This window comes from Streptomyces sp. NPDC102514 (genome assembly GCF_055584525.1).
This window is the reverse complement of the sequence record NZ_JBVJLW010000022.1, coordinates 38,627-51,281: the sequence shown is the minus strand read 5'-3', so window position 1 is coordinate 51,281 and position 12,655 is coordinate 38,627. Positions and strand designations below refer to the sequence as shown.

7 protein-coding genes are annotated in these 12,655 nt (G+C 71.1%); 2 read left to right on the top strand and 5 right to left on the bottom strand.

What is annotated here, in order from left to right; all coding sequences use genetic code 11:
* The first annotated feature begins 72 nt into the window (after positions 1-72).
* Positions 73-3,180, top strand: coding sequence for a glycoside hydrolase family 2 TIM barrel-domain containing protein (locus ACZ60E_RS39310; protein ID WP_469446864.1), 3,108 nt, complete (start codon positions 73-75; stop codon positions 3,178-3,180).
* On the opposite strand, the gene qcrB is transcribed toward ACZ60E_RS39310, so the two are convergent.
* Both qcrB and sigJ read right to left on the bottom strand, forming a co-directional pair.
* Positions 3,152-4,834, bottom strand: coding sequence for a cytochrome bc1 complex cytochrome b subunit (gene qcrB, locus ACZ60E_RS39305; RefSeq protein WP_469446862.1), 1,683 nt, complete (start codon positions 4,832-4,834; stop codon positions 3,152-3,154). The two genes, ACZ60E_RS39310 and qcrB, sit on opposite strands and share 29 nt — an antisense overlap.
* Positions 4,831-5,826 carry an RNA polymerase sigma factor SigJ gene (gene sigJ, locus ACZ60E_RS39300; RefSeq protein ID WP_469446861.1) on the bottom strand — a complete coding sequence of 332 codons (996 nt, stop codon included), beginning with the start codon at positions 5,824-5,826 and terminating at the stop codon, positions 4,831-4,833. The genes qcrB and sigJ overlap by 4 nt, the downstream gene beginning before the upstream one ends.
* A 750-nt stretch (positions 5,827-6,576) precedes the next feature.
* Here sigJ and ACZ60E_RS39295 point away from each other — a divergent pair.
* Entirely contained in the window at positions 6,577-8,466 is a 1,890-nt protein-coding gene (locus ACZ60E_RS39295) for an RICIN domain-containing protein (RefSeq protein WP_469446859.1), read from the top strand.
* Between the two features lie 48 nt (positions 8,467-8,514).
* On the opposite strand, the gene ACZ60E_RS39290 is transcribed toward ACZ60E_RS39295, so the two are convergent.
* From ACZ60E_RS39290 to ACZ60E_RS39280, 3 genes are all read right to left on the bottom strand, one after another.
* On the bottom strand, positions 8,515-9,684 hold the full coding sequence (locus ACZ60E_RS39290; RefSeq protein ID WP_469446857.1) for a lactate 2-monooxygenase: 1,170 nt from the start codon (positions 9,682-9,684) through the stop codon (positions 8,515-8,517).
* 116 nt (positions 9,685-9,800) lie between these two features.
* Positions 9,801-10,811 carry a hypothetical protein gene (locus ACZ60E_RS39285; protein WP_469446856.1) on the bottom strand — a complete coding sequence of 337 codons (1,011 nt, stop codon included), beginning with the start codon at positions 10,809-10,811 and terminating at the stop codon, positions 9,801-9,803.
* Between the two features lie 149 nt (positions 10,812-10,960).
* The gene (locus ACZ60E_RS39280) at positions 10,961-12,589 is read right to left on the bottom strand and encodes a purine-cytosine permease family protein (protein WP_469446854.1); all 1,629 of its coding nucleotides are present in this window, start codon (positions 12,587-12,589) and stop codon (positions 10,961-10,963) included.
* Positions 12,590-12,655: the final 66 nt, after the last annotated feature.

Here is a 12,655-nt window from a genome sequence, read left to right as displayed (position 1 = left end):
ACGCGTAGTTGTGAGCAGGTGGTGGGCAGGTAGTGGTGAGCACATGTGGACCCTTGAGGAAAGGGAAACCCGGTGACGGTCACGCGCAGGTCTCTACTGATCGCAGGCACAGCCACTCCGGTGGCCCTCGCCGGGGCCTCGGACTCCTGGGCCGCCGAGGGGGCCGTACCCAGGGCCGGGACCGGGACGGGAGGCCGGTCGATCCCGCTCCGGGACGGATGGCGTTTCGCGCTCGCCGACCCGTCCGGCGTCACCGACCCGACCGGGGAGTACGCCCGGGCCGCCGAACCCGGCTACGACGACTCGCGGTGGCGGCGGATCTCCGTACCGCACGACTGGAGCATCGAGCTCACCCCCACCACCGACCACGGCACGAGCAGCGGCACCGGCTTCCTGCCGGGCGGCCTCGGCTGGTACCGGCTCGCCTTCACCCTGCCGCCCGCGTACGACGGAAAGCGGATCTCCGTAGAGTTCGACGGCGTCCACATGGACTCCTCGGTGTACTGCAACGGTGAACTCGTCGGCCAACACCCTTACGGCTACACGGGGTTCGCACTCGACCTGACCGACCTGCTGCACACGGACGGCAGCACCGCCAACGTCCTCGCGGTCCAGGTCAGGAACCAACTCCCCAGCAGCCGCTGGTACTCGGGAAGCGGCATCTACCGCGAGGCACGCCTGATCGTCACCGAGCCCGTGCACGTCCGGCGCTGGGGCACCTACGTGACGACCCCGGAGATCGACGACGACCACGCGCTCGTACACGTACGGACGAGTGTGGTGAACGCGTCGGGCACCGGGGGACGGGTCGAGGTCAGATCCGCGGTCGTCGACCCGGACGGCCGCACGGTGGCCCGGCGGACGAGCACTGTCGACGTCGGGGACACGGGCACCGCGGACCATGAACTGAGCGTGCGCAAGCCGGAGTTGTGGTCGTACGAGCATCCGCGCCGCTACACCCTGCACACCGAACTCCGGGTCGACGGCCGGACCACCGACACCTACCGCACGCCGTTCGGCATCCGGCACGTCGTCTTCGACGCCGACGACGGCATGACCCTGAACGGCATCCACGTCAAACTCCGTGGCGTCAACCTCCACCACGACCTCGGCGCACTCGGCAGCGCCGTCGGCGCGGACGCCGTGGAACGCCAGCTGAGGATCATGCGCGGCATGGGCGTCAACGCCCTGCGCACCTCGCACAACCCACCGGCGCCCGAGGTGATCGACGCCTGCGAACGGCTCGGCATCGTGATGATGGTCGAGGCCTTCGACTGCTGGCGGCGCGGCAAGAACCGCTACGACTACGGCCGCTTCTTCGACGAGTGGTCCGACCGGGACATCGCGGAGATGGTCCTGGCCGCCCGCAACTCGCCCGCCGTCGTCCTGTGGTCCATCGGTAACGAGATCCCCGACTCGACCTCGACCGCCGGCCTCGCCATGGCCGACCGGCTCATCGACGACGTGCGGCGACTCGATCCGACCCGGCCGATCGTGATCGGCTCCGACAAGTACCGGAGCCTGCCCGCCGTCGGCTCACCCGCCGATCTGATGCTCGCCAAGATCGACGGACTCGGCCTCAACTACAACACCGCCGCGTCGGTCGACGCCCTGCACGCCCGCTATCCGCACCTGTTCCTCTTCGAGTCGGAGTCCTCCTCCGAGACCTCCACCCGGGGCGCCTACCAGGAGCCCGAGCACCTCAACACGGGTGAGAACCACACCCCCGGCCGCCGTGACACCTCCTCGTACGACAACAACCTCGCCTCCTGGACGATGAGCGGCGAGTACGGGCTGAAGAAGGACCGGGACCGGAAGTGGTTCACGGGGGAGTTCCTGTGGTCGGGCATCGACTACATCGGGGAGCCCACGCCGTACGACGTGTTCCCGGTGAAGGCGTCCTTCTTCGGTGCGGTGGACACGGCCGGCTTCCCGAAGGACATGTACCACCTCTTCAGGAGCCAGTGGACCGACGAGCCCATGGTCCATCTGCTCCCCATGGACTGGACGGACCATCGCGCGGGTGACACCGTGGAGGTCTGGGCCTACTCGAACGTCGACACGGTCGAGCTCTTCCTCAACGGAAAGTCGCTGGGCACAAGGAAGTTCGACGAGAAGAAGACCGCCGACGGGCGTACCTATCTGGAGACCACCGAGGCGACGGGCGACGACAAGACCGTCACCGGCGGTCCCTGGCCCGGGAGTTACACCAGCCCGACCGGCAGCGCCGGCAAACTGCACCTCACCTGGCGGGTGCCGTTCGCTCCCGGGGAGCTGAAGGCGGTGGCCCGGCGCGACGGCCGGACCGTGGCCACGGACGTGCTGCGTACCGCGGGCGAGCCGCACGCGCTGCGGGTCACGTCCGACCGCACGTCCGTTGCCGCGGACGGCCGTTCGCTGTGCTTCGTGACCGCGGAGGTGGTCGACGCCCGTGGTGTGGTGGTGCCCGGCGCCGGCCACTCCATCGCCTTCGACGTCGACGGCGGCTCGCTGGCCGGCGTCGACAACGGCCGCGAGGAGAGCGCCGAGCGCTACCAGGCGAGCACCCGAACGGCCTTCCACGGCAAGGCGCTGGCGATCGTCCGCGCCGGGACCGAGGAGGGAAGGCTCCGACTGCGGGCACGCTCGGCGGGGCTGCGGACGGCGACCGTGACCGTGCGCGCCACCGCCGCCCGGCCCCAGGTCCTCACCCCCGCACCCGACTTCGCACCGGACCCGGGACCGGCCGCCCCCAACTACCCTCTGGCGGACGCGAGTTACTCGGGCCGCCCGGACACCCTGCCCGCCGCGATGCTCGACGGCGACCCGGCCACCGGCTGGTCCAACGCGTTCTTCAAGGCGGCCACGGCCCTGCTGCCCGCCTTCGACGGCGCCCGCGCGGAGGACTGGGTGACCGTCGAATGGGGCCGCACCCGGACCGCCGACCGGATCGAGCTCTCCTTCACGGTCGACGCCACGCACTCCCTGCCCGCCCGACTGGACGTCGCCTTCTGGGACGGCCACCGCTACCGGCCCGTGCGGGGCGCCGGCATCGACTGGGCCACCGCGTCCGACGCGCCGACAGCGATCACCTTCGACGCGGTACGCGGCAGCCGGCTCCGCATCACCATGACGAGCGGCCACCCCGGTGAGGCCCGGGGCGGCCTGCGGATCAGCCGCCTGGAGGTCCCGCCTCGCTGACCTCCCGCTCGCCGGCCCTGTCCACGCGGGTTCCATGGGCCGCCCGGTGCTCCTCGGCCGTCGGCTTCGCCACCTGGCTGCCCTCGCCGTACAGCGCGCGGGAGAGCCGGGTCCGCAGGTTCGACGCCCGCCCGTTCGGCCCCGGCACACCGTTCGCGTCCTCCGCCGGGCCGGAGTCGAGCGGCCGGGGCTGCTCGTGCCGGGTGAGGGTGTGCAGTTCGGCGGGGGAGAGGGGCCGGTGCAGTTCGACGTACTCCCCGTGCGGGAGCCGTTTGATCACGCCGGTCTCGCGGCCGTGCAACACCAGTTCCCTGTCCCGGCGTTGCAGGCCGAGACAGATGCGCCGGGTCGCGACGAAGGTGAGCACCGGGACGGCGAACACGGCGATCCGCACGGCCCAGGTCACCATGTTGATCGACAGATGCAGCCAGGTGGCCACGATGTCGTTGCCGCCGCCCGCCAGCAGGATCAGATAGAGGCTGATCCACGCGGCGCCGATGGACGTGCGGACCGGACGGTTGCGCGGCCGGTCCAGGAGATGGTGTTCCCGATTGTCGCCGGTGACCCAGGACTCCAGGAACGGATAGGCGCCGATGAAGACCAGCAGGAGGGGGAAGACGACGATCGGGATCAGTACACCCAGGACCAGCGTGTGCCCGGCCACGGTGATCTCCCACCCCGGCATGACGCGCACCAGCCCCTCGGCGAAGCCCAGGTACCAGTCCGGCTGCGCCCCCGTGGACACCTGGTCGACGCGGTAGGGGCCGTACGCCCAGACCGGGTTGATCGACGCGATCGCCGAGATGAGGGCGATCACCCCGAACACCAGGAAGAAGAAGCCGCCCGCCTTGGCCACGTAGACCGGCATGAACGGCGAGCCCACCACGTTCCGTTCGGTCTTTCCCGGACCGGGGAACTGGGTGTGCTTGTGGTACACGACGAGGATCAGGTGCGCGACCACCAGGGCCGCCATGATCCCGGGAATCACCAGGATGTGCAGCGAGTAGAAGCGCGCGATGATGTCGTGCCCGGGGTACTCGCCGCCGAACAGGAAGAACGACAGGTAGGTCCCCACGATCGGCACCGACAGGATGGCGCCGTCCACGAACCGCATCCCGGTGCCGGACAGCAGATCGTCGGGGAGCGAGTAGCCGAACAGCCCCTCGAAGAGCCCGAGGAGCAACAGCGTCCAGCCGAACAGCCAGTTGACCTCACGGGGCCTGCGGAACGAGCCCGTGAAGAAGTGCCGCATCATGTGCATGAGCATCCCGGCGACGAAGATCAGCGCCGCCCAGTGGTGGATCTGCCGGATCAGCAGACCGCCCCGCACATCGAAGCTGATGTCCAGCGTGGACGCGTACGCCTCCGACATCCGGATGCCGTTCAGCGGGACGTAACTGCCTTTGTACGTCACCTCGTTCATCGACGGGTGGAAGAACAGGGTCAGATAGACGCCGGTCAGGATCAGGACGACGAAGCTGTAGAGGCAGATCTCCCCGAGCAGGAACGACCAGTGGTCAGGGAAGACCTTGCGCAGATACTTCCTGCCGAGGGTGTGGGTGCCGAGGCGGCCGTCGAACCAGTCGGCGACCCGCCGGCCGGAGGACGCGCCGGGACCTCTCGACCCGGCGGCCGGCCGTTCGCCGGCGGTCACGCGTCCGCCCTCTTCTCCGAGGGCTCCGAGGGCTCCGTGGGCTCGGCGGGCTCCGCGGGTTCCACGTGGGTGAGCTTGTCGGGGTTGGTGACGACGTAGACCCCGGACACCCGGTCGCCCTCCGGGGTGAGGTCCAGGACGATCACCGCGTAGGGGGCGGCGCCCGCGAACAGCACCGCGGCGTCGTCGCCGTTGACCCGCCGGTAGCGCAGGTCCAGATGCTGTCCGGCGCCCCGCGAGGCACCGGCGGTCAGGAGGCGGATGGCCTTGTCCCGGCCGTGCACCGGCCGCAGCCCCGCCGGCCGCCGCTTGCCGCCGCCGTCGGTCCACACCGTCACGTCCGGCGCGAGGATCTCCATCAGCGCGCCGATGTCCCCGCCGAGCGTGGCCTCGACGAACCGCTCGGTCGCCTCCCTGCGCACCCGTGGATGTGCCTCGTACAGCGGACGGCGGGCGTGGACGTGCCGGCGGGCGCGGTGCGCGAGCTGGCGTACCGCCGCGGGGCTGCGGTCGATGATCTCCGCGATCTCCGTGTGGGCGTACCCGAACACCTCGTTGAGGACGAACACCGCCCGTTCCAGCGGGGTCAGTGTCTCCAGGACGACGAGCATCGCCATGGAGACGGACTCGGTGCGCAGGGTGCGGTCGGCCGCGTCCGCCGGTGCCTCCTCGCCGGCCGCGGCCACCAGCGGCTCGGGCAGCCACGGACCGACGTACGTCTCACGCCGTCGGCTGATCGCGGCCCGTCGGGTCAGCGCGTGGTTGACCGCGACGCGCACCAGGTAGGCGCGCGGATTCTCGATGTTCCGCTCCGGCGACCGTTCGCGGCTGCCGGACCAGGACAGCCAGGTGTCCTGGAGTACGTCCTCGGTGTCGGCGACGACGCCGAGCATGTTGTAGACGATCGCGAACAGCAGCTCGCGGTGCCGCATGAACTGCCGTGTCGGCGAGGTCGGTTGCTCATGGGTCTGAGGTGCCGGACTGTCGGACATGCCTGTGCCTCCCGTAGCGCGCTCACTACTGCGAGGGCTTCGGAGGGCCGGAATGTGACAGGGCACGGTGGAATGTGACACAGGTCTCAGAGGTGTGCGGCACGGGGCGCCCTGCGAGGAGGGGCGCGGGCCGACCCGCCCTCGGGGCCGCCGACCGAGGGCGGGAGATCGGGGTCGACGGCCCGTTTCGCGTGGGAGAGCCGCCGTCCCGCGCGGGGCCTTCCGAGCAGGGCCGGGTCCCAGTGGACCACCGGCCTCCTCGCGCCGGGAGTGTGCGCGGGCCGCGGGCGCGGGTACCCGCTTCACACGGGGCGCTCGGCCGGGCGCCCTGCCGGGCGCTCGTTCGGGGTGCTCGGCGGCCCATACGCGGCCGAACCGTTCCGCCCGTCATGAGTTGACCGGGACGGGCCGGAACGAGTTGCTGAGAAGGGCCGGACGACTTGACCGGGATGGATACTGACTTTCCTTCAATGGGCGGATGTTGCTGAAGTCGCTCACGCGCCTTGTTGGGCGTGAGCGACATGTGCAAGGGTGAACTTCCTCGCCCATGGCCAATGGCCAGGTCTGATTCACCGTTCGGGATTTCAACGTGCCGCCGGGCCCGAAAGGCTCGCGGTCGGCGGATGCCGGGTGGAAGACGTCCCGGCCGCTTTCCGTGCGCCAAGCCCGAAAGGTACGCACCAACAGGAGCTCCTTTTCGGCGGTCAGAACTCCTGTGTGCGACCTTGTGCCTTGGAAGGAAACCGCTCAGTGCACACCCCCCACCCGCCTCGTCCGCCGTATCCGCCCGTCTCCGGTGCCGCCCCCGGAGAATCCGACGAGAGCCTCGCGGCCCTCCTCAGGGCACAGCCGGAGGGCGAACTGTCCCACCCCGTCGCGCTCCTGCTCGCGCGGCACTGGCAGTCGACGCACGACTACGCGGTCATCTGCCTCGCCTCCTCGGCGGACGTCGCCTCGATGGTCACCGCCGCCGCCTTCCAGCAGGTGCTGGAACGCCTCCGGCGCGCCGGGTCCGCCGCGGCCCTGCGCCCCCAGCTCCTGGTGGCCGTACGGGACATCATCAAGGTGTGGTCCGCGGAGGACCGTATATCCGAGGCCCTTCCGGATCTCGGGAAACCGGCCGGCGGTCGCGGTATGCGCGTGACGAAGTCCATGACGCCGGAAAACCGCAAGCTCGCGGAACGTTCTTTCCAGGCTCTCCCGGGACTCGCCCAGTGCGTGCTCTGGCACACCGAGGTCGAGGCCGAGCACATATCCGTACCGGCCGGTCTGCTGGGCATGGATGTCGACAACGCGTCGGCGGCGCTTGAGCAGGCTCGCGAGAAATTCCGCGAAGGCTGTGTACGGGCCCATCGTGAACTCGCGCCGAACAAGGATTGCCGCTACTACAACCGTCTCCTGGACGTTCCGATTCGGCGGGGCGGCGCCTTGCTCCCCGATGTGCAGCAGCATCTGCTGGCATGCCGTTTCTGCCGTTACGCGGCCGAGCAACTGAGCCATTTCGAGGGCGGTCTCGGCGGACTGCTCGCCGAAGGCGTGCTCGGCTGGGGCGCCCGCCGATATCTCGAATCGCGGCCGAGCGGCGGTCGTTCGGCGGTCCGGGCCGTCCGGCACACCGGCAGACGCGCGGGCGGCGGCGGCCGTCCCCGTCCGCGGTCCCAGCGCTCCGCCCGGCAGGGGCGGCACTCCTCCCCGGGCCCGCGGCACTCGAAGGCACTCCTCGCCGGAGCGGGCCTGGTCTCGGTGGCCGTCCTCACGACCGTGCTGGTCACGAGCCTGTGGTCGCAGGACGACGACGGCGCCGACCCGTCGGCCACCGCCGGCGCGTCCGCCAGTCTCTCCCCCGGCGGACAGGCACCGCCCGCCAGGTCGTCCTCCCCGCCCGACTCGGCGGGCCTCCCCACCGGGCCCATCAGGACCCGGCTGCGCAACCTCGCCGCCGACCTCTGCCTCGACATCAAGGGCGGCAGGGCGAAGGCCGGCGCGGGCGCCGAACTGGACACGTGCTCGGCCGTCGCGACGCAGAAGTGGTCGTACGAGAAGGACGGCCTCCTGCGCAGCGTCGCCGACCCCGACCTGTGCCTGGACTCCCATGTGGACGCCGGCGTGGTCGTGCTGGGCAACTGCGTCGCCGCGTCCGCCAAGAGGGGCGACGACGTGCGCTACGACCTCACCGTGCGGGGCGAGTTGCTGCCCCGCTGGCAGGCGCAGCTGGCCGTCGCGCCCGCCGCGGACGAGGTCGAGGCGGAGGTGGTGGTGAAGATCCGCGACCGCAGCGACGACCAGCGCTGGCTCACCGACAACACCAGGGCGACACCCGAGTCGCTGTCGATAGCGGGAACGGACGCGCCGTCCGGCGAGCCGACCGCCGACCGGTCCGCCACGGACACGCGGATCGGCTCCGACTCCGGGGCCGGGGACGGCTCGGGGTCCGAGTGCGCCGAGGCGAGGTGCGACGCCGAGCCGGGTACGTCGGAAGCGGACGGACCGGACCGGTCGGCCGAGGGGGCGGAGCCGACCCCCTCCGCGGCGAGTCCCTACGCGGAGCGCCGGGCCACCACGGTCGACGACTCCGGCCCGCCTCCCGCCGGACCGCTGCCCCTCCTGCTGGCGAGGTCGGTCACCGTCCTCGGTCTGTGACCGGCGGGTTCCGCGGGGCGGCGGACGGCTTCGTGGCCCTGGCCCGGGTCAGGCGGTCTCCTCCTCCAGGTCGTCGGGGCCGAGGTCACCCGGCCCGGCGTGTCCCGACAGGGCGAGCGTGAGGTCGAGTTCGGCCAGCAGACAGCGGATGACATGCTCGACGCCGGCCTGGCCGTCGAGGCCGAGCCCGTAGGCGTACGGACGCCCGACGAGCACCGCCTCGGCGCCCAGCGCCAGTGCCTTGAAGATGTCGTCGCCCGTGCGGATGCCGCTGTCGAAGAAGACGGTCAGCCGGTCCCCGGCGGCTTCGACCACCCTGGGCAGCGCGTCGGCGGCGGCGACGGCACCGGCCACCTGACGTCCGCCGTGGTTGGAGACGACCACGCCGTCCATCCCGGCGTTGACGGCCCGCCGGGCGTCGTCGGGGTGCAGGACGCCCTTCAGGACGATGGGGCCGTCCCAGTTCTCCCGCAGGAACTCCAGGTCGGGCCAGGTCTTCGCGGGATCCGCGAACATCCCGACGAAGTGCATGACGGCCGCGTTCGGGTCCTCGTGCACGGGCTTGGCCAGACCTGCCTGGAACGCGGGATCGGAGAAGTAGTTGGCGGTGCCCACGCCGTGCAGGAACGGCAGATACGCCTGGTCCAGGTCGCGGGGCCGCCAGGCCAGCAGGGGCGTGTCCAGCGTGACGAACAGCGCGGTGAACCCGGAGGCCTTCGCCCGGTCCAGGAAACTCCTCGTGACCTCGCGGTCCTTCGCCCAGTACAGCTGGAACCAGCGTTCCCCGTCGCCCATCGCCTCCGCGACCTGCTCCATCGGCGTGCTGGAGGCGGACGACAGGATGAACGGAACGCCCTGTGCGGCGGCGGCCCGTGCCGCCGCCGACTCGGCGTCCGGATGCATGATCGACAGGACACCGACCGGTGCGAGGGCGAGGGGCGCGGGCAGCGGGCGGCCCAGCACCTCGACGGACAGATCGCGTTCGTGGACGTCCCGCAGCATGCGCGGCACGATCCGGCGGCGCTCCAGCGCGGCCCGGTTCGCCCGTGCCGTACTGCCGTTGCCCGCGCTGCCCGCCACATAGCCCACCGGACCGGGCCCCAGCCGCTGCTCGGTCAGCTCCTCCAGCCGGGTCAGATCGGTGGGCAGCCGGGGCACCGCCCCCGTCATCCCGTTGAGATAGATCTCGTACTGGAAGTCCGCCCAGTGCTTCGTCATCCGCACACTCCGCCTCTCACCCTGCATCCGATACCCGGCCCCGTACGGTCCGGTCCCGCACCCCGCAACGATCCTGACGAGCGGAACAAGATCCGTCCAGCACGGGGACGGCACGCTCACGCCGGGAACGACACCCGTATCGACACCAGGTGGCCCGTCGGGGACAGGTCCGCCGTGACCGGGAACCAGCCGTCGCCCTGGCCCGTCATCGCGCACAGCATCTGCGCGCCGCCGACCTGTACGGTGCCCGAGTCCAGTGGGGAGGCGCGGACGGCTCGCATGATCTGCCAGTGGTGGGAGTGCGGGCGGAAGTCCACCACCAGGCGCCTGCGCGGGTCCGCGTCCTTCCAGTCGAAGAGCGCGGTGGCCAGCCGCATCGCGTCCGGCACCGGCAGTCCCGTCCAGCCCTTCACACCCTTCTCGCCGGGCCCGCCCAGATCGGGAGCGGCGAACTCGTCGGCGGCGTCGGCCTCGGCGGCACCCCAGAACGCGACATCGGCCAGCCCGTCGACGGGATCGTCGTGCCGCCAGGCGCTCAGCGCGTCGGCGTCGCCGAAGAACAGCCGGGCCCAGTCGACGCGGATCTCCCCGAGTTCCAGGGACTTGACGGCGGCGACGGCGGGGGAGGGGTCCACGGGGATCACGATGCCGCTGTCCGTCGCGAGGACCGGCAGCGGGCGGTCCCCGGGTAATCCGCCGAGGGCCACGACCGGTACGCCGTTCATCAGGAAGCAGCCTCCGCCGCGCTCCGCGCACCGGCGTACCCGCTCCCGGTGCGGCACCCGTTCGGCGCGGGCTTCGAGCGCGGCGTCGAGGCCCTGCTCCCGGCAGTGCGCGCCGAAGAGCTCGACCAGGTGCGCGGCCCCGGACGCCGGGATGTCGTGGAGCGTCAGGCCGGGCTGCCTGCCGAAGGAGTGGGCCGCGGTGTCGGCGTCGGGCCCGGTGATCAGGAAGTCGGTCGCCGCGCCCACATCGGCGGCGACCGCCGGTTCCTGGACGCCGAACGCTCCCGGGTCCACCAGCGCCGGTGAACCCTCTCCGCTCCACATGCCCAGATGACCGCCGTCGACGATCACCAACTGACCGGACGGACAGGTGATCTCGCCCAGTCCGTAGATCTCTCCCATGGCGGGGCAGTCTACGAAGACCGCGTTCCCGGGCAGCCCCCCTGACGCAGGAGCTGTCCGGATTTCGCTGTCAGGGGTACGGGGCGACGGGGTACGGGGCGCTCGGGAGCCGCGCGGGCCCGGCTCCAGGAGTCGTCAGCCGCAAGCCGTCAGCCGTCGGTCGCCACCGGACCACGGTCCGCCGTGGCTGTGGCGCCGTGACCTGGCCCGGCTCCGTCCTCCGTGCCCGGTCCCGTGATCGGCGGCACCGGCACGTCCACCGTGCGGACCAGCCGCGCGCCCTGCGGACCGTACGCCGCCCTCGGCTCGGGGAAGAACCACAGCAGGCCCAGGAACAGGACCGCCGCGACGGCCAGGGAGATCGGCAGTCCGATGTCGACCCCGCCGGCCAGATCACCGAGCGGTCCCACGAACTGGCCGGGGATGTTCGTGAAGAGGACACCGAGCAGCGCGGAGACCCACCAGGCTGTCATGCCGCGCCAGTTCCAGCCGTGCGTGAACCAGTAACGGCCGCCGCGCTGGCGCCGGTTGAAGACCTGGAGCGCGTCCGGGTCGTACCAGCCGCGACGGGTGAGGAAGCCCAGCATCATCACGACCATCCACGGCGTCGTACACGTGATGATCATCGTCGCGAATGTCGAGATGCTCTGGACGAGGTCGAAGCCGAACCTGCCCACGAAGATGAACGCGATCGACAGCACACCCACCAGCACCGTCGCCTGCACCCGCGACAGCCGCGGGAACACGGAGGAGAAGTCGAGCCCGGTGCCGTACAGCGCGGTCGTGCCCGTCGCCATGCCGCCGATCAGCGCGAGCAGGCACACCGGCAGGAAGAACCAGCTCGGCGAGATGGCCAGCAGCCCACCGACGAAGTTCGGGGTCGCCGGATCGACGTACTCCGGAGCCTTGGCCGCGATGATGCTCGCCGTCGCGAGGCCGAAGACGAACGGCAGCAGGGTCGCGATCTGCGACAGGAACGCGGCCCCGACCACCCGGCGGCGCGGGGTGCTCGCCGGGATGTAGCGCGACCAGTCGCCGAGGAACGCCCCGAAGGACACCGGGTTCGACAGCACGATCAGCGCGGAGCCGATGAACGAAGGCCAGAACAGATCCTGCGTCGCCGCGTCCGCCGACGCCGTGAAGATGCCCGCGTACGACGGGTCGAAGTCCCCGGCGAAGGCCGCGAGGCCGAGCAGGAACAGCACGGTCGCCGAGGCCACCGCGACCTTGTTGACGAACAGCATGAAGCGGAACCCGTACACGCACACCGCGAGGACCAGTACGGCGAACAGCGCGTACGCGACGACGTACGACACGTTGCTGCGCTCCAGGCCGAAGAGCCGGTGCGCGCCGCCGACCAGGGCGTCCCCGGAGCTCCACACCGAGATCGAGAAGAACGCGATCGCCGTGAGCAGCGACAGGAACGAGCCGACGACCCGGCCGTGCACACCGAGGTGGGCCGAGGAGGAGACGGCGTTGTTCGTGCCGTTGACCGGTCCGAACACCGCCATCGGGCAGAGGATCAGCGCGCCCGCCAGCACTCCGAGGAGCGTCGCCGCGAGTCCCTGCCAGAAGGAGAGCCCGAAGAGGATGGGGAACGCGCCGAGGACGCAGGTGGAGAAGGTGTTGGCCCCGCCGAAGGCGAGCCGGAAGAGGTCGAGCGGGCTCGCACTGCGGTCCGCGTCGGGGATCCGCTCGACACCGTACGGCTCGACCTCGGTGAGCGACGGCGGCGGCGTGACGGGGGAGGCCGGGGCGAGCGGGGAGTTCTGGGACAAGGAGGGGCTCCAGCGAAGGACCGGCCCTGGCGGGCTGGGCGGGGGAGCGCGTGGTGACGCGGCTGA